This is a genomic window from Bradyrhizobium sp. 25ACV (assembly GCF_054863005.1).
In genome coordinates, this window is record NZ_JAVAYO010000014.1 from 107,075 (window position 1) to 130,918 (window position 23,844).

Below are 23,844 nucleotides of genomic sequence, written 5' to 3' on the forward strand. Positions count from 1 at the left end.
CGCCTGTTTTGGCCGACGTGTCAAATGTGTCTGCGGGCAGAGTCCGAGCTGCATGCAAGCCATATTCTTCAATGATTTGTACTGTGCATGGGGTTGTTTTCGCGTTTTTGTTTTGAGCGCATCCGAGCCCTGGCATCGGTCGCAGAATCCGTGACGATCCGGGCACCCCTAAGAGTTTCTACACACAGTTGTGTCAGCTTCCCGCGCGTATCCGCAACCCGCATCGGCGCCTCTCATTGCGCGCACGAAAAGACGGGGGCCCGCGGAGATCAAGGGGGCGTTGCTCATGACCGCACTTGCTTCGGACGCCGGTTGCGCGAAGCGGGGGATCGTGCCGATCCTGCTGTGCGTCGTGCCGTTCAGCCAGATCCCGCTCGATGCCTACACGCCCGGCCTGCCGCAGATGGTGGTGGATCTGGCTGCCGATCCCGCCTCGATGCAGAACACCGTCACCGCCTACATGCTCGGCATGTCTCTCGCGCTGGTGCCGGTCGGCATCGCCTCCGACACGCTGGGCCGCCGCAACGTCCTGCTCGCAGGCCTGTCGGTGCTGATCGCGATGAGCATCGCCTGCGCGCTCGCCACCAGCGCCTCGCTGCTGCTCGCGCTGCGTTTCCTGCAAGGGATCGGCGGCTGCACCTGCCTCGTCGTCGCCTATGCGGTTGCGGCGGATTGCTATCGCGGTCGTGAGCTCACGGCGATCTCCGGCCTGCTGGGCGCGGCCTGGGGGCTCGCGCCGGTGCTTGCGCCCGCGGCCGGCGGCTTCATCGTCGAGCTGACGTCCTGGCGCGGTGTCTTCGTCATCATTGCGATTGCCGCGGCCATCGTCGCTGCGATCGTCGTGTTTCTTCTGCCCGAGACGTTGCCGGCGGAGCGGCGGGCGCCGTTCGATCCGCGCCGTACCGCGGGCATCTTGCGCGAGGCGCTGGTCCGCCCCGGCTTCCTGGCCTTCGTGCTGGTCTTCGCCGCAGCAGCCAGCGCGCAGCTGGCGTTCGGGGTCGTCGCGCCGTTCTTCTACCAGACCGGCCTCGGCTATTCCGCGGCGATCTACGGCCTCGTCGCGCTCGGCCTTGGCGGGGTCAATCTCGCCGGCGAGCTCGGCTGCGCCCATTTCGCGCGCGTCATGCCGGCCCGCATGCTGGGCTTCGGTGCCTTCGCGCTGTTTCTCGCAGGCTCCGCCGTGCTGACCGTGACAGGCATCGTCGTCGGTCTCGATTTCGCGTCGATCACGATCGGCGGTGCGCTGGTGCTCGGCGGCTGCGGCGTGCTGTGCCCGATGATGTACGGCATGGCGCTCGGCCTGTTCGAACGCGACCACGGCCTGATCGGCGGCCTCATCAGCGCGCTCTGCTATCTCGCCGTGAGCGGCGCCATGGCGATCGCGGCAGTGTTGCCTGAGGCAACACAAGCGCCGATCGGATGGCTCTATCTCGGCCTCTGCGCCGTTGCGGGCATGCTGCTCGCGATCTCGCTGCCCTCAGTGCGCCAAGCCACTCAGACTTAAGGAAGGGACTCAATCATGACCACGGTCGGTATTCGCGGCACGTTCTTCGACTTCGTCGACGATCCCTGGAAGCACGTCGGCAACGAGCAGGCCGCCGCGCGCTTTCACCAGGACGGTCTCATGATCGTCACCGATGGCGTCATCAAGGCGTTCGGACCCTACGAGACGATCGCCGCCGCCCATCCCGGCGTTGAGATCACCCACATCAAGGACCGCATCATCGTCCCGGGCTTCATTGACGGCCACATCCATCTGCCGCAGACCCGCGTGCTCGGGGCCTATGGCGAGCAGCTGCTGCCGTGGCTCCAGAAATGGGTCTATCCGGAAGAGCTCAAATACCGGGATCGCAACTACGCGCGCGAGGGCGTCAAGCGTTTCCTCGACGCGCTGCTGGCCTCCGGCACCACCACCTGTCAGGCCTTCACGAGCTCGTCGCCTGTTTCAACCGAGGAACTGTTCGAGGAAGCGTCCCGCCGCAATATGCGCGTGATCGCGGGCCTCACCGGCATCGATCGCAACGCGCCGGCCGATTTCATCGATACGCCGGAGAATTTCTATCGCGACAGCAAGCGGCTGATCGCAGAGTATCACAACAAGGGCCGCAACCTCTACGCCATCACGCCGCGCTTCGCCTTCGGCGCCTCGCCGGAATTGCTCAAGGCGTGCCAGCGCCTCAAGCACGAGCATCCGGATTGCTGGGTCAACACCCACATCTCCGAGAACCCGGCTGAATGCAGTGGCGTGCTGGTCGAGCACCCGGACTGCCAGGACTATCTCGGCGTCTACGAGAAGTTCGACCTGGTCGGACCAAAATTCTCCGGCGGCCACGGCGTCTATCTCTCGAACAACGAATTCCGCCGCATGTCGAAGAAGGGCGCGGCGGTGGTGTTCTGCCCGTGCTCGAACCTGTTCCTCGGCAGCGGCCTGTTCCGCCTCGGCCGCGCCACCGATCCCGAGCATCGCGTGAAGATGTCGTTCGGTACCGACGTCGGCGGCGGCAACCGCTTCTCGATGATCTCCGTGCTCGACGACGCCTACAAGGTCGGCATGTGCAACAACACGCTGCTCGACGGCAGCATCGATCCCACGCGGAAGGACCTTGCGGAAGCCGAGCGCAACAAGCTCTCGCCCTATCGCGGCTTCTGGTCGATCACGCTTGGCGGTGCCGAGGGCCTCTACATCGACGACAAGCTCGGCAATTTCGAGCCCGGCAAGGAAGCCGATTTCGTCGCGCTCGATCCGAATGGCGGGCAGATCGCGCAAGCGTGGCACCAATCGCTGATCGCCGAGGGCGCCGGCCCGCGCACGATGGACGAGGCCGCGAGCATGCTGTTCGCCGTCATGATGGTCGGCGACGATCGTTGCGTCGACGAGACCTGGGTGATGGGCAAGCGGCTCTATAAGAAGAGCTGAAGCGGACCGCGACGATGAGCACGTCTCCGGATACAGCCGGCAAGCCGGTCGCCCTCGTCATCCAGCGCCGCATCGCTGATGATGGCTTTGCCGCGTTCGCGCGGTGGAACGGCGAGGTGGGCGAGGCGCTCAAGGCCTGGCCCGGCTTTCTCGGCCAGGAGGTGGTGCCGCCGCAGCCGCCGGCGCATGTCGACTGGGTGACGATCCTGCGCTTCGCCAGTCCGGCCGCCGCGCGCGCCTGGCTTCAGAGCGAGGTGCGGGCGCGGTTGATCACAGAGGTGCAGCGCTTCTTCGTCGGTTCGGAGGATGTCCATATTTTGCCCGACACCGGCGTTCAGCGTGACAGCGCGGTGTCGGCCGTCATCTCCTTCAAGGTGCCGGATGGATTAGAGGACGCGTTCCTCAAATGGCAGCAGCGCATCCAGGCCGCCGAGGCTGAGTTCAAGGGATTTCTGCGCCATAAGATCGAGCGGCCGATTCCTGGCTTGCGCGACGAATGGATCGTCATCCTGTCGTTCGACAGCGACGCCAACCTCAATGCATGGCTGGGCTCGCCCGTCCGGCAGACCCTGCTTAAGGAGGGCGAGCGCTTCAACGCCGGCATGAACGTGAAGCGCGCTAGCTACGGCTTCAATTTCTGGTTTCCCGCCGGCAAGACTGGGGCTCCAGAGCAGGGCCCAGCCCTGATCTGGAAGAGCAACCTCATCGTCCTGCTGGTGCTTTATCCCGTGGTCTATCTGTGGGGCACTTTCGTCAGCCGGCCGCTGATCGACAGCCACGGGGTGCCAGTCTGGTTGTCGCTGTTCATCGGCAATCTCGTCAGCACCCAGTTGCTCGGCTGGTGGCTCGTGCCCGCCGCCTTTCGGGCACTCGACTGGTGGGTCACGCCGAAGGCGGCGATCAGTCGCCAGATCGCGGGCTATGCACTTCTTGCCGCGCTTTACGCCGCGTCGATGGGGCTGTACGCGCTGTTGCTCACGTGGCATTGGGGACGGTGAGACCGTCCACCGTTCCGTCGCGGAGAGGGGCGGTCGCTGGACAGCGACGACCATGTTTGCCCTGACATTCCTCGGCACCTCGGCGAGCGTTCCCTCCGCGGAACGCAACCATCCGGCCCTGCTGATCGAGGCCGCCGGACAGCGCATGTTGGTCGATTGCGGCGAGGGCACGCAGCGCCAGTTGCTGCGCAGTGGCGCAGGTTTTCGACGGCTCGACCGCATTCTGCTGACGCATGCGCATCTCGATCATGTGCTCGGCATCCCCGGCCTGTTCTCGACGCTGCGTTTGCGGCAGAGCGCCGAGGTGATGATGATTCATGGTGGCCCATCGACGCTGGAGACGGTCATCCAAATGCTGGCCGGCTTGTGGGGCGCGGGCAGGGCGCCGCTTCCGGTGGAATTCTCTCCCTTGGCTGCAGGACGGTTCGTCGACGCCGGTGACTTCACCATCGACTGCTTTCCGGTTCGCCATCGCGACACTGACAGTTTTGGATTCGTCTTCCAAAGCCCCGCTCGCCGCCACCTTCAGCCGGATCGGCTGGCGGCGCTTGGCGTTCCCGACGGTCCCTTGCGCGGCGAGCTGGCCGCAGGCCGGGCAGTCGTGATCGAGGGCGATCGAACGATAGATCCGGAAGATGTCCTGGGGCCGCCGAGCGGCGGCAGGAAGCTCGTCGTGATCGGCGACACCGAAACCACCGAGGGGCTGGCGCAACACGTCGTTGATGCCGACATGCTGGTGATCGAGGCAACGTTCCTCGATCGTGACGCGTCGACCGCGCGGGACTACGGACATCTCACCGCAGCAGAAGCGGCGTCGTTTGCGGCAGCGAGCAATGTGAAGCAGCTCGTGCTGACCCATATGTCGGGACGCTATGAGGACGAAGAGATTCTCGCCGAGGCGGCGCGGATCTTTCCGAACAGCCGGATCGCCGCCGACTTCGATCACATCGTGATCTAGTCGTCGCGACGAAACATCGCCATCGCCGTCTCGTCCGGCGCTATAGACCGGCGGCAACACCGAGGCGGCCGATGCCCGGCAGCTTGACGGCAGGCCGGCGGATGTCGAGGCCGAGCACGGCGCCGAAGAAGTTGATCTCGAGGCCTTCGACCCAGCCGAGGGTCAGGCCGAGATAGCCGAAGAGCGAGGCATAGAAGCCGGTGCGCGAGGCGGTCAGCCCGATCCATTCCCCGGAATAGGGATAATCCTTGCCGATCGCGGTTGGCGGCAGAACCGCGCGAAGTTCCGGCACGGCATCAAGAGCGGCTTGAACGAAGGTGTTTGAATTCGGTCCCGGCCAGGCGCTGTAGTCGCCGTAGGTTCGAAACTTGTAGGTCTCGATGACGGTCCGAATCCTGGGAATGAGGAGCTCGGCCCGTGACCCATCTACGGCGACGACGGTTTCCGGCAGGGCGCCGAACCACCTTCCATCGGGGGCGAAGCCGTTGCTCCGGATCGGTTCGCCCCACGCGGTGTAGTCGTATCGGCTGTAGCTGGTCGCATCCTTTTCCTTGACGACGATCCACGTGTGGACGGCGAAGATGCTTCGCCACCGGACCGTTCGGGCCGCATAAACCCGGATCAGGGCATCGGGATGGGAAGAAGCCGGCGGCAGCAGGCCTGCGCTGGAACGGTCAGCCGCCTGCCAATTGCCGCGGCCATCTCCAAGCCAATAGTACCGCGCGGCCGATAGGCCGATCGGCACGAACAGGAGCAGGAAGAAAATGAGCACGGCTCTTCGCAAGGGGAGATCGGGTTTCGGAAGAAGTCTCGAGGATATAGGTCGCGAAAGCTTTTTCACAATGATCTTCGAATGCAGATCGTCAGCTGTGAGGTCACACGGGACACGTCCGCGAAGAGATCGCTCAGCTCGTCAATCCCGACTTGATCGCGAGATCCTGCACCTCGCCGGTCAGCTCCATCAACCGCGGCAGCGCCTGGTCGCGGAAGGTCGCCATGTCCATGCGCATGGCATCGACCGTGATGCTCAATCCCCCGATCACGAGGCCCTGGGCGTCGAAGATCGGCGTTGCCAGCGTGCGCAGGCCGTAGGCGTTTTCGCCGTCGGAGACGGCGTGGCCTTTCTTCTTCACCTGATCGAGCCGGGCGAGCAGGGCATCGAGATCGGTCAGTGTGCGCTCCGACAGTTTGACGCGAGGGCGCGATTCCAGTCGCTCGACCTGCTCGTCCCGCGCCAGATGCGCCAGCATGACATGACCGAGTGCGGCGCTATAGGCGGGAATGCGCGTGCCCGGCCGGCGATCCATCTTGTGGCGGTCGAGGCCGGCGCCGACGCGCGCGAGATAGACCACGTCACCGCCGTCGAGGATGCCGAGCGAAGCCGCATCGCCGACATCGGGCACGAGATCTCGCAGCAATGGCTCGACCATCGGGCGCAACGACCCGTGCGACAGCACGGTGTAACCGAGGTCGAGGCAGGCAACGCCGAGGCGGAACCTGCGGCTCTGCGGCACGGTCTGGAGATAGCCGAGCTCGGTCAGGGTCTGGATCAGCCGGAACGCCGTTCCGCGATCGAGATCGGCCCGTGCGGCAATCTCACTCAGGGTGAGCTCAAAGGCTTCGCTGCTGAAGCTCTTGAGCACGGCAAAGGCCTTGCCGACGGACGCGACGTGATTCTTGGGGTTTTTCGGGGGCGATTCCGATTTGCGCTTCGTGGCCTTCTTTTCGACCTTGGCCATGCTCGAATGCCTTGCCATGACAGCCACCGCCCTTGACGTGGCGGCAAGCTGATTTTACGACTGGTGCAAGCTAGTAACAAATGTTCGCAATCCGAACAACTGATTTGACGATCGGAGGAAGTTTGTCGACACCATCGCTGCACCCTCATGGTGTGTTTTCCGCCGCGCTGACTCCGCTCGACGCCCAGCTTGCCCCCGATCATGCGCGCTTCATCGCGCATTGCCGCTATCTCCTCGATGAGGGCTGCGACGGCATCGCGCTGCTCGGCACGACGGGCGAGGCGAACTCCTTCTCCGCGGCGGAGCGCATGGCGCTGCTCGAGGCGGTGGTGGCTGCCGGCATCGCGCCGCAACGTCTTCTGCCGGGCACCGGCGTTGCCGCGCTCAGCGAGACCATCGCCCTGACGCGCCACGCGCTTTCAGTCGGCGTCGACACCGTCGTGATGCTGCCGCCGTTTTATTACAAGGGTGTCACGGACGACGGCGTTTACGCGTCCTATAGCGAAATTGTGCAGCGCATTGGCGATGCCAGGCTCAAGGTCGTGCTCTATCACATCCCGCAGATGTCGGCGCAGCCGATCTCGCATGCGCTGATCGAGCGGCTGCGAACGGCTTATCCGGCAACGTTCGTGGGTATCAAGGATTCCTCCGGCGACTTCGCGAACATGACCGCGATGGTGGAGCGCTTCGCCGGCTTTTCGGTCCTGGTCGGAGCCGATCCGTTGCTGTTGCCGCTGCTGCGCAAGGGCGGCGCCGGCTGCATCACGGCGACCTCCAATCTGGTCGCGCGGGACCTTGCCTATGTCTACAAGCATTTTCGCGATAGCGACGACGACGCGGCGCTCAAGACGGCGCAGGCGCGCATCGTGAAAGCGCGCGAGCTGGTCTCGCGCTTCCCGCAGATGGCCTCGCTGAAGGCGATCGTCGCCGAGCGCACCGGCCATGCCGGATGGCAGCGCCTGCGGCCGCCGCTGGAGTCGCTGCCGCCGGCTCAAGCGAAAGAGTTGCTTGCGGATGCCGCGGCATTCGCAGCCGCCACCGTCTAGAGTCAGCCCGGGCGACGAGGCGAACCGATGTCCGATGCTTTCCAGGATGCGCTGGCCGGGCTCGCCGCTATCGTCGGCGACAAGCACGTCATCGCGTCCGGGCCCGACCAGGAGCCTTATGTGGTCGACTGGCGCGGGCGCTATCACGGCCGTGCGGTGGCGGTGGTGAAGCCCGGATCGACGGCCGAGGTCGCCGCCGTCGTCAAATTCTGTGCGGCACGGCAGCTCGCGATCGTGCCGCAGGGCGGCAACACCGGCATGTGCGGGGCAGCGACGCCCGACGATCACGCCGGCAATGTCGTGATCCGGCTAGACCGGATGCGCGCTGTGCGCGACGTCAGCCCGCTCGCCAACACCATCACTGTGGAGGCCGGCTGCATCCTCGCGGAGGTGCAGAACGCGGCGCTCGACGTCGATCGCTATTTTCCCCTGAGCCTTGGCGCCGAGGGCTCGTGCCAGATCGGCGGCAACATCTCGACCAATGCCGGCGGCACCGCCGTGCTGCGCTACGGTCCGACGCGCGATCTCGTGCTCGGCCTGGAGGTCGTGCTGCCCGACGGGCGAATCTTCAACGGCCTGCGCGCACTGCGCAAGGACAATACCGGCTACGCGCTCAAGCAGCTGTTCATCGGGGCGGAGGGGACGCTCGGCATCGTCACCGCGGCGGTGTTGAAGCTGTTCGCGCCGCCGCGCAGCTCGGCGCTGGCGCTACTGAAACTGCAGGGCGTGGAGCAGGCGCTCGAGATCATGCAGCGCTTGCGCGGCACGGTCGGTGACCGGCTCGGCAGCCTCGAGATCATGTCGCGCGCGCAGATCGAGGCGATCGCAGAGACCGTGCCGCATGTCACGATCCCCTTCGAGCTGACGACGCCGTGGTATCTGATCGTCGAACTGACCGACACGCTCGCCGGCGTCGACCTCGATGAGCCGCTCGCCACGGTGCTGGCGGATGCGATGGAGGCGCACCTTGCCGAGGACGTCATCCTGGCCTCCAACCTCGCGCAGGCGAAGGCGATCTGGGCTGTCAGGCACAGCGTGTCCGAAGGCAACAAGCGTAGCGGCTATGTCGTCTCGCACGACAGTGTCGTTCCGCTGGAGCGTCAGGCCGCTTTCGTCACCAATGTCGAGGCCCGGATCAACGCCGCGGTACCGCACGCGCGGGTCGTGATGCACGGTCACATCGGCGACGGCAACATCCACGTCATCGCCCTGATCGACCGCGCGCGTTGCCAGGACCCGGAGGCGACGGCTGCGCTTGTGGCCGAGATCAACGAGATTGTCGACGACGAGACGGCGGCGCAGGGCGGAGCGATCAGTGCCGAGCACGGCATCGGCATCACCAATCGTGGCCGGCTTGCCCGTGTCGCCGATCCGCTCGATATCGAGCTGATGCGAGACATCAAGCGCTTGCTAGACCCGAACGGGCTGATGAATCCCGGCAAGATCTTTGGTGCGGGAGCGGCATGACCATGACGAGCGTCCGCCTGCTTGCTGACGATCTCACCGGTGCGCTCGACACCGCGGCTGAGTTCGTCGGCCTGTGCGGATCGTTCGATGTCGTCTGGTCGGACGCGCTGGCGCCGCTGGAGTCCGGGAGCCTGGCAATCGATAGCGGCACCCGTGAGCGATCGAAGGCCGAGAGCGTCGAAATCGCTAGGCGACTGGCGCCCCACCTTCAGGGCGGGACGATCGCCTACAAGAAGGTCGATAGCCTCCTTCGGGGCGCGTGGACGGCAGAGCTAGACGCCTGCCTGCGCAGTGGCCATTGGGCCTCCTGCGTAGTCGCGCCCGCGTTCGATTATCAGGGACGCCGCACCGTCGGTGGCCAGCAATTCGCCCGCACCGTGCATGGCGATTGGCACAGGGTCGGCGACAATTTGCTGGATCAATTGCGGCAAGACGGCATCGAAGCACGACAGGGCACGCCCGACACGCTCTCGCAAGGCGGCGTTCAGGTGTTCGATGCCGAGAGCGACCTCGACCTCGATCGCGTCGTCGAAATGGCGCGGCGCATGCCGGGGCCCGTGTTGTGGTGTGGGAGCGGCGGCCTGGCCGGTGCGCTTGCCCGCGGTCAAGGCACCGCTGCGTCCTCGCAACTGAAGCGGCCGGTGCTGGGGCTGTTTGGCTCCGACCAGGCCGCCACCGCATCCCAGCTGGCGGCATGTGGTAACGCCACCATTGCGCTGGCCGAGGGGGAGGGCGACGCGGGCGTTCGGCGCAAGCTGGCCGACGAGGGTGTGGCGCTGGTGAAATTCGCCCTCGCCGACGGCTTGGTGCGGGCCGAGGCGGCGCGGCGGATCGCGCACGAGATGGCGGGGCTGATCGCGGCACTCGAACCGCCGGGCACGCTGGTTGTTGCCGGTGGGGAAACCCTGAAGGCCGCATGCGTTGCCCTTGGCGCGCATGCGCTCGAGGTGACAGGACGTATCGTGCCGGGATTGCCGCGCTCGATCTTGCAAGGCGGCCGTTGGGCCGGCGTCGATGTCATCTCGAAGTCCGGCGCATTCGGCCCCAGCGAGCTGTGGCGCGACCTGCTTCGGGATAATCATTTGCTTAGCAAGGGGAGTCCGACATGACCTCTCGTCATCTAGCCATCACCATGGGCGATCCCGCCGGGATCGGTCCGGAGATCATCGTCAAGGCCTGCGTCGGGCTGAAGGATCGGATCGCGAAAGGCGATCTGCGGATCCTGATCATCGGCAGCGGCGCGGCGCTCGATGGTGCGAAAGCCGCGCTTGGTGCCGGCATTGCGATTCCCGAAGTGCGCGCCGAGGATCGCGACTGGCCAAACCTCTGCTTCCTCCAGGCCGACATCGAGGGCGACCCGATCAAGCCCGGCGTGCTCAGCGCCGATGGCGGCCGCTTTGCCTACAAGGCGATCGAGCAGGGCGTGCGCCTGACGCAGGGGGGCCGGACCGCGGCGATCGTCACGGCACCGCTCAACAAGGAAGCGCTCAACAAGGCCGGCTATCATTTCCCTGGTCATACCGAGATGCTGGCGCATCTCACCGGCGTGCGCGGCTCGGTGATGCTGCTCGCCCATGGCAACATGCGCGTCAGCCATGTCTCGACCCATGTGGCGCTCGAGGACGTGCCGAAGCGTCTGACGCCGGAGCGGCTGCGCATGGTCATCGACCTCACCAACGATGCCCTGCTGCGGCTCGGCATTGTTAAACCGAAGATCGCGATCGCTGCGCTCAATCCACACGCCGGCGAGGGCGGCCTGTTCGGCCGGCAGGACATCGACGTGTCCGCGCCGACGATTGCGGAAGCGGTCGCCGACGGCCTCGACGTCGTCGGCCCCGTGCCGGGCGATACCATCTTCGTCAAGCTGCGCGCCGGCCAGTACGACGCCGCGGTTGCGATGTATCACGACCAGGGCCACATTCCGGTCAAGCTCCTCGGTTTCCAGGTCGATCCTGCGACCGGCCGCTGGCAGGAGCTGTCCGGCGTCAACATCACGCTGGGCTTGCCGATCATCCGCACCTCCGTCGACCACGGCACCGCCTTCGACATCGCCGGCAAGGGCATCGCCAACGAGCACAGCCTGATCGAGGCCATCGACTATGCCGAGCGTCTCGCCGGTGGCGCTTCCCCTGTATCCAAGTGACGAGATCGACCGCACGATGACCAACGCCTTCACGCCCATCGAAATCCAGCGTCCCACCATCCTCGAGTTCGGCAACGGCACGATCGGCGCTGCGGCGCGCTTCGCCGAGCGGATCGGTGCCAGGCGGCCGCTTGTGATTTCCGATCCGTTCAATGCACGCAGGGTCGACATGCTGGCGCTGCCGGGTGCGGTGAAGGTGTTCGGTGACGTCAAGCCCGAGCCGGACCTGCCCAATCTCGAGAAGGCGGTGGCGATGGCGAAGGACGTCAAGCCCGACCTCATCGTCGGCTTCGGCGGTGGCAGCGCGATGGATCTCGCCAAGCTGGTTGCGGTGATGTGCACGAGCGACGTGCCCTTTGCCGACATCGTCGGGCCGGAGAAGGTGGCCGGCCGCAGCGTCGCGCTGATGCAGGTTCCGACGACCTCGGGCACCGGCAGCGAAGCCGGCACCCGCGCGCTCGTGACCGATCCCGTCAGCCAGAACAAGCAGGCAGTGCAGAGCCGCTTCATGCTGGCCGACATCGCCATCGTCGATCCGGATCTGACGATGACGGTGCCGAAAGAGGTCACTGCGGCAACCGGGGTCGATGCGCTGGCGCATTGCGTCGAGGCCTATACCAGCCGCAAGGCGCATCCGACGATTGACCTCTACGCGCTCGAAGGCGCGCGGCTGGTCGGACGTTATCTCAAGCGCGCGGTGGCCGATGGCGGCGATCGCGAGGCGCGTGCGGGCCTCGCGCTGGCCTCGCTCTATGGTGGCTATTGCCTGGGACCGGTGAACACGACCGCCGGCCACGCGGTGGCGTATCCGCTCGGCACCCGTCACCATGTGGCGCATGGCCTCGCCTGCGCGGTGATCTTCCCGCATACGCTGGCCTACAATATGCCGGCGGTGGAAGCGAAGACGGTCGCGGTGCTCCAGGCGCTCGGGCTGCCGGAGCAGGGCGATCCAAAGCTCGCATTCGACGCCACCTACGGGTTCTGCAAGAACCTCGGCATCGAGATGCGGCTGTCCGCGCTCGGCGTGCCCCGGGACGATCTCGGCGTGATGGCCGACGAGGCGCACGCCATTCGCCGCCTGCTGGACAACAATCCGCGCGACCTCGGCCGGGATGCGATCCTGAACATGTACGAGGTCGCGTTCTAACAGTCTCCGCCGCTCGCGCGCGGCAACCAATCAACAACACGGAAAACAGAGGAAACGTCTATGAGATCGATGTGGCTTGTCCTTGCCTCAGCCTTAGTGCTGGCGGCCTCACCCGCAAAGGCGCAGGACGGCTATCCGTCCAAGCAGGTGACGGTGGTCGTTCCCTTCGCCGCCGGCGGCACCGCGGACATCTTCGCGCGGATGGTCTCCAACCATTTGCAGGCGAAGTTCGGCAAGCCCTTCGTGGTCGAGAATGTCGGCGGTGCCGGCTCGATCCTCGGCGTGACGCGGGTGGCGAAATCGGCGCCGGATGGCATCACGCTCGGCCTTGCCAGCACGTCCGCGCTTGCGATCAACCCATCGCTCTACGGGCCGAAGCTCAGCTACCAGCCGGACAAGGACCTGGTGCCGGTCGCCCAGATCAGCGTCGTGCCCAACGTTCTCGTCGTCAATCCCAACAAGATCAAGGCGCGTACCGTGCCGGAGCTGATTGCCTATCTGAAGGCGAATCCGGACAAGGTCTCGTTCGGCTCGGCCGGCGTCGGCACCTCGCAGCATCTTGCCAGCGAGCTGTTCCAGCAGATGACCGGCACCAAGATGGTGCACGTGCCCTACAAGGGCTCCAGCCAGATGTTGACGGACCTGCTCAGCGGCCAGATCGATCTCGCCTTCGACAACGTGCCGCTGCTGCTGCCGCAGGTGAAGACCGGCCAGCTCGCGCTGCTCGCGACCGCAACGCCGAAGCGCGCCGCCTTCGATCCCGAGGCGCCGGCCGCTGCCGAATTCCTGCCCGGCTTCGAGGCGGTGGCCTGGCACGGTTTCATTGTGCCCGCGGGCACGCCCAAGCCGATCGTCGAAAAGCTCTCGGCCGAGATCCGCGCCTTCATGCAGCAACCGGAGACGGTGCAGAAGATGGCCGAGCTCGGTGCCACCGCGGTCGCCGTGGATTCCGAGCCGTTCGCGGCCTACATCAACGCTGAGACGGCGCGCTGGAAGAAGGTGATCGAGGCCGCCAACATCAAGCTGGAGTAGGGCGGCACGCGATGAGATAAGCCGGCCGCCGCATGTCGAGAGCGGCGGCCGCTTGTTCAGTGCCGGTCGCCGGTCTAAGTTCGCATCAGCCAACGGGTGCGGGGCTGATGGGGACTGTTCGTTTTCTGCTGGCGGCGATCGTCGTTGGATTTCATTGCCAATTTGGCGTCATTCACCAGACAATCGGAGGCTTGGCCGCTGTAGAAGTCTTCTACATCATCAGTGGCTTCTACATGGCCGCCGCCTATGAGCGGCACTATCCGGGACGGCCTGCTGCATTCTTCGCCAGCCGCTTCGCGAGGCTTTATCCGTTCTACCTCGCTGTCCTGGCAGCTACGTTCGCGCTACATCTGTGGAACCCGGCGAACGAGAGCGGCATCTTCAATTCCCTCAGAACGGATGAGCGGCCCTATGTGATCAACCTGTCGCTGCTGGGTCTCGATCTCTATTCGGCGATGCACAGCACCACGTATCTCCTGGTTCCGCAGGCATGGTCGATCAGCGCGGAGATCGTCTTCTACGCGCTGCTGCCTGCCTTGCTTCTCCTCAACAGAAAATGGCTCGCCGGGTTGGTGGTCGCCGCCTTCGCGATCAAGATGACCATTCTGCACGTCTACGAATGGAAATGGGCTTACTTCCCGTTTTACAGCCAGATCGGCTATTTCGGCACCGGCGTTCTGCTTTTCTCGTTGCGAGATCGCCTGACATGGTCGACGCGTGCGGGCTACTGGCTCGCGGCTCTCTACTGCCTCTATCTCCTCGGCGACGTCTATGCCGACGTCGACTATCACGGGGGCATCGTTCAGGGCGTACCGCTGGTTATCGCAACCTGCATCGTGATTCCGACGCTCTTCTCAAGGATCAACGGACCGCTGTCGACCGCATTGGGCGACGCCTCCTATGGTGTCTATCTCTCGCATTTTCTCTTCATCCAGATCGCGATCAATTTGCAGTTCTTCGATCCGATCACGCTGACCAACCCGCACATTGTGAGCCATTGGCGAATTCTGTTTCAGACCCTGGGCATCCTGCTCGCATCCACGGTCGTCGCGCTCGCCTTCGAGTTCACGGTCCAGCGATGGATCGATCGGGCGCGCCGATCGCTGTTCTACAGCCGCAAAGGCTCGCAGGATTCCTTCGGGAAGGCTTGAGACAGTTCGTTCTGCCGGTGCGAACGCAGCCAGAACAAGCCGACGATGTTCACAGAAGGGCTGGACCGCGAAGGTCAGCGCGGCTATATCAGCGGCCTGCGAGCCGCTGATTTGCAAAACTGTCAGCCCGCCCTCGCAGAACTTCCGAAGAAAGCTTAGCGATTTCAAGCGCTTCGGTGGGGAATGGTGTAACGGTAGCACAACAGACTCTGACTCTGTTTGTCTTGGTTCGAATCCAGGTTCCCCAGCCAGTTCAGGGCACGCCTAAAGGTCCAGATCTCGAGGTCCCTCGGTGACAGTGACGGTCCATGGGCCGCGCCGTCGGTCGCGACCGTTTGCCTCATCTGGAATCGCATTTCCCCGGTCGGATCGCCGTGCTCTGCATCGTCCTTGGGTCACACAACTCAAGGAGATCCCTGATGCCCTATGTCGATGGTTTCGTTCTGGCCGTGCCGAAGGACAAGATCGAGGCCTACAAGACGCTGTCGACGGCCGCCTGCGCGCTCTGGATGGAGCACGGCGCGCTCGATTATGTCGAATGCGTCGCTGACGATGTCCCCTATGGCGAGCTCACCTCGTTTCCGCGCGCGGTGATGGCGAAGGAGGACGAGGTCGTGGTGTTCGCCTGGATCGTCTACCGCGACCGGGAGACCCGCGATGCCGTCAACAAGAAGGTGATGGCCGACCCGCGGCTGAAGATGGAGGGCATGCCGTTCGACGGCAAGCGCATGATCTATGGCGGCTTCACGACCTTGCTCAGGGCGAGCGACGTCGTCAGCTGACAAGGGCTCGCGCACCGGCGTCACCGAATATACGCTGCTGATCGACGGCGAGCCGGCTGGCTCGCTCCAGACCCAGCTCGGATTCCACACGCTGATCTCGTGGTCGGGTCTCGACATCGGCCGCGACCGCGGCAGCCCGGTGTCGCATTACGAGGCGCCGTTCGAATTCGCCGGACGGCTGCTGCGCGTCACCGTCACCATGCACAATGACCAGCGGCTCGACGGCGATGCCGTCGGCAACGCGCAGATGGCGCGGCAGTGACGCGGGGAGTTCGTTACTTGATCTTGTCGTAGGCCGAAGCGAAATCGCCCAGCGGCATCGGGATCGCGATCGTCTCCTTGGCCATGTTCTGGAAGGAGACCTTGAGCTGCTTGCCCGACCGCAACGCGGCAAGCAAATCCGGTGCGATCGGCGCCGAGGCGTAGCAGCCGCGGTTCTCGCAGGTCTGGATCTGGAGGTCGACCGTCTTGCCCTCGTCGACCTGGAGCTTGGCGCCGATGGGAAGGTTGAGGCCGAGCGGCAATTGCAGCAGCGCCACCGGCGTTCGGGTGTCGGGCGAGATGCGGACGTTGATCAGGACGATGGTCTGGCCGGTCTTGGTCAGCACCGCGTTCTGCTCCATCGCACATTCGAGCGGCGCGTCGCGGCTGGCGCTGGTGCAACGCACGATCCAGCCGGGCTGTTGCGCCGGCGCGCCGTCTGCCTGTGGCTGCGTCGGAGCCGGTGCCGGCTGTGCCGCAGGGGCGGGAGCGTTCTTCTTAGCCTGTTGGGCATACGCGGCGCCCAAGGGCAACAGGACAGCTGCGGCGAGGGCGACAAGTCTGGATTGCATGAGCATGGCGAAACCGCGTTGGCGTGAACCGGGGGCCTCGCTGTAGCGTCGCCGGAAGCGCCGTGCAAGCCGCTACTCGGCGGCTTCCTTAACGGTGCCGTGCTCGACCGCCTCGCCGCCTTCGCCGTCACCCGAACGGCCCCAGCCCGAGAACCAGTTGTTGAGCTCGTCGAGATAGAGATAGACCACCGGCGTGGTGAACAGCGTCAGCGCCTGGCTGACGATCAGGCCGCCGACCATGGCGTAGCCGAGCGGCTGGCGGATCTCGGCGCCGGTGCCGTGACCGAGCATCAGCGGCACGCCGCCGAGCAGCGCGGCCATCGTCGTCATCATGATCGGGCGGAAGCGGAGCAGGGCGGCCTGGCGGATCGACTCCGCCGGCGTCTTGTGCTCGTCGCGCTCGGCGGCGATGGCGAAGTCGACCATCATGATGCCGTTCTTCTTCACGATGCCGATCAAGAGAATGATTCCGATCAAGGCAATGAGGCTGAAGTCGAACCCGGCCGCCATCAGAATCGCGAGCGCGCCGACGCCGGCCGAGGGCAGGGTCGACAGGATCGTGATCGGATGGATGTAGCTCTCGTAGAGAATGCCGAGGATCAGGTAGACCACGACGAGCGCGGCGAGGATCAGCAGCGGCACGGTGCCGAGCGATTGCTGGAACGCCTGCGCCGTGCCCTGGAAGCTCGAATTCAGCGTCGGCGGCGCGCCGAGATCTGCCATCGCCTTCTGCACGGCTTCCGTCGCCTGGCCGAGCGCGACGCCCTGGCCGAGGTTGAAGCTGATGGTGATCGCCGGGAATTGGCCCTGGTGGCTGATCGAGAGCGGACGGACCGGATCGGTGGTCCAGGTCGCGAAGGTCGATAGCGGGACCTGGTCGCCCGTCAGCGGCGACTTCAGATAGAGTTTGTTCAGGCTGTCGAGATTGCCCTGCATCTCCGGCAGGATCTCGAGGATCACCTTGTAGGTGTTGAGCTGGGTGAAATACTGCGTGACCTGCCGCTGCCCGAAGGCGTCATACAGCGTGTCGTCGATCAGCTGCGGCTGGATGCCGTAGCGCGCGGCGGTGTCGCGGTTGATCTTGAGCTGGACCGTGGTGCCCTGGGTCTGCTGGTCGGTCGCGACGTCGCGCAGCTCCGGCAGCGTCTGCATCTTGGCGAGAATTTTCGGCGCCCACTCGTTGAGCTCGGCGAGATCGGCGTCCTGCAGCGTGAATTCGAACTGCGTGCGCGTCGGCCGTCCGCCGAGCCGCACATCCTGGGCTGCCTGCATGTAGACGCGGGCGCCCTCGATCTTGTCGAACTGGGGACGCAGTCGCGCGATGATCTGCTGAGCCGAGGCATCGCGCTTGTCGCGAGCCTTCAGCGTGATGAATATGTTGCCGTTGTTGCCGGCGCGGCCGCTGCCGCCGATCGACATGGCGACGCTGGCAACATCGGGATCAGCGAGGATGATCTTGCCGAGCTGTTCCTGACGCCGGGTCATCTCCTTGAACGAGATGTCCTGCGAGGCTTCTGAGGTGGCGGTGATCAGGCCGACATCCTGCTGCGGGAAGAAACCCTTCGGGATCAGGACGAACAAATAGATCGACAGTCCGAGCGTGGCGAAGAAGATCGCCAGCGTGGTGCGCCGCCAGGCCAGGGCGTGATCGAGAACGTATTCGTAGCCGCGCAGCATCGCGTCGAAGGCGCGCTCGCTCCATTGATAGAACCGGCCGTGGCGCACCTCGCCATGGGCGCGCAGGAAGCGCGAGGCCATCATCGGCGTCAGGGTCAGCGACACGAACATCGAGACGAAGATGGTCATCGCCAGCACGACGGCGAATTCGCGGAACAGGCGCCCGATGATACCGCCCATCAAGAGCAGCGGAATCAGCACCGCGACCAGCGAGATGCTGATCGACACGATGGTGAAACCGATTTCCTTCGAGCCGCGGAAGGCCGCCGCCATCGGCGATTCGCCTTCCTCGATGTAGCGCGTGATGTTCTCGAGCATCACGATGGCATCGTCGACGACGAATCCGACCGCGATGGTGAGCGCCATCAGCGATAGATTGTCGAGGGAATAGCCGACGACCCACATCAGCGCGCAGGCGCCGAGCAGCGCCAGCGGAACCGTGATGGCGGGAATGACGGTGGCCCAGAAGCTGCGCAGGAAGATGAAGATGACCATGACCACGAGCGCGATGGTCAGCAGCAACGTGAACTGGACGTCCTCGACCGCGGCGCGGATGGTCGTGGTACGGTCGCTGATGAGCTCGATCTTGATGGCGGGCGGGATCGCCGCCACGAGGCGGGGCAGGGTCGCCTTGATCCGATCGACGGTCTCGATGACGTTGGCGCCCGGCTGCTTGAATATCACCAGGAACACGCCGCGCTTGCCGTTGGCCCAAGCCGCCTGCTTGGCGTCTTCAGCGGCGCTGACCGCCTGGCCGATGTCGCGGATTCGCAACGGAGCGCCGTTGCGATAGGCGATGATGACGTCGTTCCAGTCCTTCGCGTGCGTGAGCTGGTCGTTGGCGTAGATCGTGTAGGCGCGCTTTTCGCCGTCGATATTGCCCTTCGGACTGTCAACCGTGGTGATCGCGATCTGGCTGCGTACGTCCTCCATCGACAGGCCCTTGGCGACCAGCTTCGCCGGATCGACCTGGACGCGGATGGAGGGTTTCTGCTGGCCGCCGATGAAGACCTGGGCGACGCCGGAGAGCTGGCTGATCTGCTGGGCGAGCTGGGCGTCGACCGCGTCGCTGACGCTGGTCAGAGGCAACGTCTCCGATGTCGCAGACAGCAGCAGGATCGGCGCATCGGCCGGGTTGACCTTGCGATAGGTTGGCGGCGAGGGAAGATTCTTCGGCAGCTGGCCGCTGGCGGCGTTGATGGCGCCCTGCACGTCGTTGGCGGCGCCGTCGATGCTGCGGTTGAGATCGAACTGGATGGTGATCGACGCGGTGCCCAGATAGCTCGTCGAGGTCATCTGCGCGATGCCGGGAATCTGCGCAAACTGCCGCTCCAGCGGCTGCGCCACCGACGAAGCCATCGTCTCGGGGCTGCCGCCCGGCAAATTGGCGGTGATCTGGATGGTCGGGAAGTCGACCTGCGGCAGCGGTGCGACCGGGAGCAGGGGATAGGCGACGAGACCGACGAAGAGGATGCCGGCCATCAGCAGCGAGGTGCCGATGGGATAACGGATGAAAGGTGCCGAAATCCCGCCCTCGGTCATTCCTGTCGTACCTTGTTCTTGGCCGGGTTCGAACTCGCCACCGTCGTCGAGACGAGGCTTCCGGGCTGCACCTTGAACTGGCCGCCGGTGATCACCTGCTGACCGGGGCTGAGCCCTTCTTCGATGACCGAATGTCCATCGATGGCGTAGCTGACCTTGACCTTGTGCACTTCGGCCTTGTTGTCCTGATTGACGGTATAGGCGTAGAGGCCGTTGGTCGAATGCTGGACCGCGTCATCCGGAACCACGGTCGCATCCTTCAGCGTCCGCACCAGAAGCCGCGTCGAGACCGACTGGCCCGGCCACAGCGTGTGGTCCTTGTTGTCGAACACCGCCTTGAGCCGGATCGTTCCGCTGCTGGTGTCGACCTGATTGTTGATGACCGCAAGCTTGCCCTCGGCCAGCGTCTTCTTGCCGTCGGTGGTGAAGGCGATCACCTTGAGCGCGCCGCTCTTCTGGCCTTCGGTGATATAGGGCAGCTGGTCTTCCGGCGCGGTGAAGATCACGGAGATCGGCTCGACCTGCGAGATCGTGACGATGCCCGTCTGCGTCGAGGCGTTGACGATGTTGCCGATGTCGACCTGGCGCAGGCCGGCGACGCCGGTGATCGGCGCCTTGACCTGGGTGTAGTCGAGCTGGGTCTGGGCGTTGGCGATCGCGGCTTCGTCGGCGGCGATCTGGGCGGTGAGCTGGGCGACGGTCGAGCGCTGGGTGTCGACCCGCTGGGCGGTCGCGAATTCGCCGAGCTTCATGGCGCGCTGAAGTTCGAGATTGGCGTTGGCGAGACTAGCCTCGTCCTGCGCCTTCTTGGCCTTGGCCTGGTCGAGCGTGGCTTGATAGGGACGGGGATCGATCGAGACCAGAAGTTCGCCCTGCTGGACGATCTGGCCTTCGCGGAAGGCGAGCTTGTCGATTTGGCCATCCACGCGGGTGCGGACTTGCACGGTGTTGAACCCCTGAACCGTGCCGAGACCGGTCAGATAGACCGGGAAATCGACCTTCTGGACCGGGGCAACGCTGACGGGGACGGCGGGCGGGCGGGGTGGACCCTTCTGGGCGGTCTGGGTTTTTCCAGCCTGGGGGGCGCCGAATTTCTGCCAACCATAGTAACCCGCAGAGGCCACGGCCGCGATGATCAGAATCCAGAGGATCGGCCGGGACTTTTTCATATCGTCTCGTGTCGGCTCTTGTGCCCTCAGCTACGAATTATGGGGCAATCGTAGGGTTCCATAGCGTTTGTATAATACACGCCAAGTTCCAGTGTAAACAGCACTATCAGTTGAGAATCCTAAACAATTGGAAAGCTTTGCATCGTCTGGGCAGTGGTCTGGCGCGGCGGTGTGCAGTGCTGCATTTTCCCGGCAGGCGCGATCGGCGAGCAAACCTCAAGCAGCACCCCAGACGGTGTGCTCGGGCCGAATGGTGCGGGCCGAGCCGCCAGTCGGTATCGGTAACAAGAATGGTTCTAAGTCGGGCGGAAGCCGTTTCGGTTGTCAGGAATTCCGGCATCGTCCATATCGGCGCCGCCACAAAGGGAGCGCAGGATGGACGAGCTAAACGGCAAGCTGATCGCGTGTCAGATTCTGATCACGGGATTGATCGCGCGTGTCGCCAATGAGCAGCGCGATCCCTTGCGCTTCCTCACCGACTTCCGGGACGAGATCAAAGCCGTCGTGAACGGCGTCAACATCGCCGGCATGGACTCAACCGATCGCGTGCGCGCCGTCGCGCTGAAAACCGTCGATGAATTGTTTTCGCTGATGAAGCCGCCGAGCAGCGATTGATGTTGTGAGCGAGACCGTCGATTGCCGCGCATCGGCGCGCTGTCTTTTAGAACGAGTCCAATGTCAGTTTAGAACGGTTTCAAACTGTAGTTTAGAATTGTTTTGAACTGGACTGATTCAAGGGTTCTTGCGAGGCGCTCGCATTGACCCGCTATTTTGCGGTCGATACCAACAACCCACCGTTCGTCGAAGTGAATGAGCGAACAGGAAGATGGGGCGTTTGGTAATGGGGCAGGTGGTCGCACCGAAGTCGTTGCGTTCGGTCGCAGCATTCGGTCTGGTGGATGAAAAGTTCGCAGGCGTTTCCGGCAAGAAGGTCTCGGCAGTTGCGAGCTTGATCGCGGTGGCGTCGGTGTCGAGTGGTGCGCAGGCGCAGCAGTCGAACCTGCCGCCGGTGACGGTCGATGCTCCCGTCGAACGTCCGCGTCCGACGTCGTCGAAGCCCTCGCCGGAGCAAGTCCGCGCCCGCAATGCGATTCGCCGCGCCGCGCAGCGTGAGCAGGCGGCACAGCAGACGGCGCCGACCACGCCGTCAGGCGCTCCCGACGGCAATCCCTATGCCGATCCGGCCGCGCCCTACAAGGTCGACCACGTCCAGGCCAGCGGCAAGTTTCCCGAGAAGATGCTGAACACGCCCAAGTCGATCACGGTGCTCAGCAAGGAAGTGCTCGAGGACAAGAACGCGACGACGCTGAAGGAGATCGGGCGCTCGACCGCGGGCGTGACGCTGGGCTCGGGCGAGGGCGGCAACGCGTTCGGCGACCGTTTCTTCATCCGCGGCTTCGATGCGCGCAACGACGTGTTCATCGACGGCATCCGCGATCCCGCCGTTTCCATCCGCGAGAACTTCTTCACCGAACAGATCGAGATTCTGCGCGGACCGGCATCCTCCTACGCGGGTCGCGGCACCGCCGGCGGTGCCATCAATATCGTGACCAAGCAGGCTGGCGACGTCAACTTCAAGCGCATGGACTCCGAGTTCGGTACCGACATGACCAAGCGCGTCACGCTCGACGTCAACCAGGTCATCGATCCGACCTTCTCGGTGCGCACCGGCGGCCTGTTCCAGGATGCCAACGTCGCCGGCCGCGATTACGTGACCGACAATCGCTGGGGCACCTTCATCTCGACCAAGTACACCCCGACCAACGATATCAAGATCACCACGAACTACGTCCACACCGACCTCAGCGGTCTGCCGGATTTCGGCGTGCCCTATTACAGGCAGGGCAATGTGCCGGTGACCTCGGCCGGTATTCCGCGCGGCAACTGGTACGGTTTCCTCAATCGCGACTTCCAGACGGCGCGGCAGGATTTCGGCACCGGCACGATCGAGTACAAGGTCAACGATGCCATCACGCTGACCAGCAAGGTGCGCGGCGAGCATTCTGTGCTCAACTATATCGGCACGCTGCCGCAGAACCCGATTACGACCAGCCCCAATCCGATGCTCTGGACCACGACGGCGAGCGCGCAGAGCCGCTTGCAGAACGTGGACGTGTGGGCCAACCAGAACGAGGCCACGTTCAAGCTCGACACCGGCGGGGTCAAGCACACCGCAGTGTTCGGCGTCGAATATTCGAACGAGAACATCTCGATCGACCGCTACGCCGGCCTCGCGTCGGAACTGGCCGGAAGCCCCTTCACGAGCACCGGTGCCGTCACGGGGGTCAATCTCTACTCCCCGCAATATACCAACATTCCCTTCGGCATTCCGGGGCTCGTCGGAAATCCGACGCGCTACGGCGTCAATACCAGCAGCGTGTATGTCATGGACACCGCGAACTGGCAGGACACGATCATCGTCAACGGCGGTATCCGCTACGACGGCTACAGCCAGAGCGCGTCGACGAACTCGGCCTACCTCAAGCAGAACAACGATCTGGTCAATTACAACGTCGGCTTGGTCTACAAGCCAATGTCGATCGGCAGCGTCTATGCAGCCTACGCGACCTCGGCCAATCCGTTCGGCTCGGAGCTTGACGCGACCGGTACCGACTACGGTGGTGTTCCCGCCAACTCGACCATCCTGCTCGGACCCGAGCGCAACAAGGCGATCGAGGTCGGTACCAAATGGGAGCTTGCTGATCGCCATCTGCTGGTGACCGGCGCGCTGTTCCAGACCACCAAGGACAACGCGCGCGAGACCGTCAGCGGCCTGCTTACCTCGGGCGCTGCCTACAGGATCCAGGGCATCGACATCGAAGCCGAGGGTAAGATCACCGATCGCTGGAGCATCTTCGGCGGCCTGGTGTTGATGCAGTCCAAGGTCACGCAGAGCGGCGTTGCCTCGAACATCGGCTTGCAGCTTGCCAATATCGCCCACCAGTCGTTCAGCATGCTGACCAAATACAAGTTCGACGATGGCTGGGAGCTTGGCGGACAGGCGGTGTATCGCTCGAAGGTCTATGGCGGCACGTTCGCGGCCAACACCAACGAGTTGCCGAGCTATTGGCGCTTCGATGCGTTCGTCGAGAAGAAGATCGACAAGAACTGGACGATGAAGTTCTACGCCCAGAACCTGACCAACAAGCTGTATTACGACTCGTTCTATCGCAGCGCCGTGCCGTTCGTCGCAGTCGCGCCGGGCAGGGCGTTCTACCTCGTGACCACAGCGAAGTTCTGATC

Annotated in this window: 20 protein-coding genes and 1 tRNA gene; 16 read left to right on the forward strand and 5 right to left on the reverse strand. The window is 64.3% G+C overall.

What is annotated here, in order from left to right; translation table 11 throughout:
- Positions 1-286: 286 nt before the first annotated feature.
- From RAD04_RS28250 to rnz, 4 genes are read left to right on the forward strand one after another with little or no spacing between them, the layout of a single operon-like run.
- Positions 287-1,504 carry a multidrug effflux MFS transporter gene (locus RAD04_RS28250; protein ID WP_461626410.1) on the forward strand — a complete coding sequence of 406 codons (1,218 nt, stop codon included), beginning with the start codon at positions 287-289 and terminating at the stop codon, positions 1,502-1,504.
- Between the two features lie 15 nt (positions 1,505-1,519).
- Complete coding sequence (gene guaD / locus RAD04_RS28255; RefSeq protein ID WP_461626411.1) at positions 1,520-2,917, forward strand: guanine deaminase; 1,398 nt, start codon at positions 1,520-1,522, stop codon at positions 2,915-2,917.
- Between the two features lie 14 nt (positions 2,918-2,931).
- Positions 2,932-3,915: an antibiotic biosynthesis monooxygenase gene (locus tag RAD04_RS28260; RefSeq protein ID WP_461626412.1), complete on the forward strand. Its 984-nt coding sequence runs from the start codon at positions 2,932-2,934 to the stop codon at positions 3,913-3,915.
- Positions 3,916-3,967: 52 nt separating this feature from the next.
- Entirely contained in the window at positions 3,968-4,873 is a 906-nt protein-coding gene (gene rnz / locus RAD04_RS28265) for a ribonuclease Z (RefSeq protein ID WP_461626505.1), read from the forward strand.
- Positions 4,874-4,913: 40 nt separating this feature from the next.
- Here rnz and RAD04_RS28270 read toward each other — a convergent pair whose 3' ends face one another.
- Together RAD04_RS28270 and RAD04_RS28275 are read right to left on the reverse strand one after the other, a co-directional pair.
- Entirely contained in the window at positions 4,914-5,645 is a 732-nt protein-coding gene (locus RAD04_RS28270; RefSeq protein WP_461626413.1) for a DUF3750 domain-containing protein, read from the reverse strand.
- A 133-nt stretch (positions 5,646-5,778) separates the two neighbouring features.
- Positions 5,779-6,630 carry an IclR family transcriptional regulator gene (locus RAD04_RS28275; protein ID WP_461626414.1) on the reverse strand — a complete coding sequence of 284 codons (852 nt, stop codon included), beginning with the start codon at positions 6,628-6,630 and terminating at the stop codon, positions 5,779-5,781.
- A 104-nt stretch (positions 6,631-6,734) separates the two neighbouring features.
- Here RAD04_RS28275 and RAD04_RS28280 point away from each other — a divergent pair, with 104 nt between their 5' ends.
- The 10 genes from RAD04_RS28280 to RAD04_RS28325 all read left to right on the forward strand — a co-directional run bounded on the left by RAD04_RS28280 (position 6,735) and on the right by RAD04_RS28325 (position 15,642).
- On the forward strand, positions 6,735-7,658 hold the full coding sequence (locus RAD04_RS28280; protein WP_461626415.1) for a dihydrodipicolinate synthase family protein: 924 nt from the start codon (positions 6,735-6,737) through the stop codon (positions 7,656-7,658).
- 27 nt (positions 7,659-7,685) lie between these two features.
- Entirely contained in the window at positions 7,686-9,125 is a 1,440-nt protein-coding gene (locus RAD04_RS28285) for an FAD-binding oxidoreductase (RefSeq protein WP_461626416.1), read from the forward strand.
- 2 nt (positions 9,126-9,127) lie between these two features.
- Positions 9,128-10,234: a four-carbon acid sugar kinase family protein gene (locus tag RAD04_RS28290; RefSeq protein WP_461626506.1), complete on the forward strand. Its 1,107-nt coding sequence runs from the start codon at positions 9,128-9,130 to the stop codon at positions 10,232-10,234.
- Positions 10,231-11,268, forward strand: coding sequence for a 4-hydroxythreonine-4-phosphate dehydrogenase PdxA (gene pdxA / locus RAD04_RS28295; RefSeq protein ID WP_461626417.1), 1,038 nt, complete (start codon positions 10,231-10,233; stop codon positions 11,266-11,268). Before RAD04_RS28290 ends, pdxA begins: the two co-directional genes overlap by 4 nt.
- A complete protein-coding gene (locus RAD04_RS28300) occupies positions 11,225-12,415 on the forward strand; it encodes an iron-containing alcohol dehydrogenase (protein ID WP_461626418.1) in 1,191 nt (396 codons plus the stop codon). Before pdxA ends, RAD04_RS28300 begins: the two co-directional genes overlap by 44 nt.
- A gap of 60 nt (positions 12,416-12,475) precedes the next feature.
- The gene (locus RAD04_RS28305; RefSeq protein WP_461626419.1) at positions 12,476-13,447 is read left to right on the forward strand and encodes a Bug family tripartite tricarboxylate transporter substrate binding protein; all 972 of its coding nucleotides are present in this window, start codon (positions 12,476-12,478) and stop codon (positions 13,445-13,447) included.
- Between the two features lie 32 nt (positions 13,448-13,479).
- Positions 13,480-14,598, forward strand: a complete 1,119-nt coding sequence (locus RAD04_RS28310) for an acyltransferase family protein (RefSeq protein ID WP_461626420.1) — start codon at positions 13,480-13,482, stop codon at positions 14,596-14,598.
- A 177-nt stretch (positions 14,599-14,775) separates the two neighbouring features.
- Positions 14,776-14,849 (forward strand) — tRNA-Gln (locus RAD04_RS28315).
- A 168-nt stretch (positions 14,850-15,017) separates the two neighbouring features.
- On the forward strand, positions 15,018-15,380 hold the full coding sequence (locus tag RAD04_RS28320; protein ID WP_461626421.1) for a DUF1428 domain-containing protein: 363 nt from the start codon (positions 15,018-15,020) through the stop codon (positions 15,378-15,380).
- On the forward strand, positions 15,334-15,642 hold the full coding sequence (locus RAD04_RS28325) for a hypothetical protein (protein WP_461626422.1): 309 nt from the start codon (positions 15,334-15,336) through the stop codon (positions 15,640-15,642). The genes RAD04_RS28320 and RAD04_RS28325 overlap by 47 nt, the downstream gene beginning before the upstream one ends.
- A 13-nt stretch (positions 15,643-15,655) precedes the next feature.
- Here RAD04_RS28325 and RAD04_RS28330 read toward each other — a convergent pair whose 3' ends face one another.
- The 3 genes from RAD04_RS28330 to RAD04_RS28340 form a co-directional block, all read right to left on the reverse strand.
- Positions 15,656-16,219, reverse strand: coding sequence for an invasion associated locus B family protein (locus RAD04_RS28330; RefSeq protein WP_461626423.1), 564 nt, complete (start codon positions 16,217-16,219; stop codon positions 15,656-15,658).
- Between the two features lie 66 nt (positions 16,220-16,285).
- On the reverse strand, positions 16,286-19,432 hold the full coding sequence (locus RAD04_RS28335) for a multidrug efflux RND transporter permease subunit (RefSeq protein ID WP_461626424.1): 3,147 nt from the start codon (positions 19,430-19,432) through the stop codon (positions 16,286-16,288).
- Positions 19,429-20,601, reverse strand: coding sequence for an efflux RND transporter periplasmic adaptor subunit (locus RAD04_RS28340; protein ID WP_461626425.1), 1,173 nt, complete (start codon positions 20,599-20,601; stop codon positions 19,429-19,431). The genes RAD04_RS28335 and RAD04_RS28340 overlap by 4 nt, the downstream gene beginning before the upstream one ends.
- 375 nt (positions 20,602-20,976) lie before the next feature.
- Between RAD04_RS28340 and RAD04_RS28345 the strand changes: the two genes are divergently transcribed.
- Entirely contained in the window at positions 20,977-21,216 is a 240-nt protein-coding gene (locus RAD04_RS28345; RefSeq protein WP_018319817.1) for a hypothetical protein, read from the forward strand.
- Positions 21,217-21,442: 226 nt separating this feature from the next.
- Positions 21,443-23,842: a TonB-dependent receptor gene (locus RAD04_RS28350; protein WP_461626507.1), complete on the forward strand. Its 2,400-nt coding sequence runs from the start codon at positions 21,443-21,445 to the stop codon at positions 23,840-23,842.
- Positions 23,843-23,844: the final 2 nt, after the last annotated feature.

Excerpts from the sequence above, each read along its gene's own strand:
- RAD04_RS28250 (WP_461626410.1), top strand. The coding sequence starts at position 287 with ATGACCGCACTTGCTTCGGACGCCGGTTGCGCGAAGCGGGGGATCGTG.
- guaD (WP_461626411.1), top strand. The coding sequence starts at position 1,520 with ATGACCACGGTCGGTATTCGCGGCACGTTCTTCGACTTCGTCGACGAT.
- RAD04_RS28260 (WP_461626412.1), top strand. The coding sequence starts at position 2,932 with ATGAGCACGTCTCCGGATACAGCCGGCAAGCCGGTCGCCCTCGTCATC.
- rnz (WP_461626505.1), top strand. The coding sequence starts at position 3,968 with ATGTTTGCCCTGACATTCCTCGGCACCTCGGCGAGCGTTCCCTCCGCG.
- RAD04_RS28275 (WP_461626414.1), bottom strand. The coding sequence starts at position 6,630 with ATGGCAAGGCATTCGAGCATGGCCAAGGTCGAAAAGAAGGCCACGAAG.
- RAD04_RS28285 (WP_461626416.1), top strand. The coding sequence starts at position 7,686 with ATGTCCGATGCTTTCCAGGATGCGCTGGCCGGGCTCGCCGCTATCGTC.
- RAD04_RS28290 (WP_461626506.1), top strand. The coding sequence starts at position 9,128 with ATGACGAGCGTCCGCCTGCTTGCTGACGATCTCACCGGTGCGCTCGAC.
- pdxA (WP_461626417.1), top strand. The coding sequence starts at position 10,231 with ATGACCTCTCGTCATCTAGCCATCACCATGGGCGATCCCGCCGGGATC.
- RAD04_RS28300 (WP_461626418.1), top strand. The coding sequence starts at position 11,225 with ATGCCGAGCGTCTCGCCGGTGGCGCTTCCCCTGTATCCAAGTGACGAG.
- RAD04_RS28305 (WP_461626419.1), top strand. The coding sequence starts at position 12,476 with ATGAGATCGATGTGGCTTGTCCTTGCCTCAGCCTTAGTGCTGGCGGCC.
- RAD04_RS28310 (WP_461626420.1), top strand. The coding sequence starts at position 13,480 with ATGTCGAGAGCGGCGGCCGCTTGTTCAGTGCCGGTCGCCGGTCTAAGT.
- RAD04_RS28320 (WP_461626421.1), top strand. The coding sequence starts at position 15,018 with ATGCCCTATGTCGATGGTTTCGTTCTGGCCGTGCCGAAGGACAAGATC.
- RAD04_RS28325 (WP_461626422.1), top strand. The coding sequence starts at position 15,334 with ATGGCGGCTTCACGACCTTGCTCAGGGCGAGCGACGTCGTCAGCTGAC.
- RAD04_RS28330 (WP_461626423.1), bottom strand. The coding sequence starts at position 16,219 with ATGCTCATGCAATCCAGACTTGTCGCCCTCGCCGCAGCTGTCCTGTTG.
- RAD04_RS28335 (WP_461626424.1), bottom strand. The coding sequence starts at position 19,432 with ATGACCGAGGGCGGGATTTCGGCACCTTTCATCCGTTATCCCATCGGC.
- RAD04_RS28340 (WP_461626425.1), bottom strand. The coding sequence starts at position 20,601 with ATGAAAAAGTCCCGGCCGATCCTCTGGATTCTGATCATCGCGGCCGTG.
- RAD04_RS28345 (WP_018319817.1), top strand. The coding sequence starts at position 20,977 with ATGGACGAGCTAAACGGCAAGCTGATCGCGTGTCAGATTCTGATCACG.
- RAD04_RS28350 (WP_461626507.1), top strand. The coding sequence starts at position 21,443 with ATGGGGCAGGTGGTCGCACCGAAGTCGTTGCGTTCGGTCGCAGCATTC.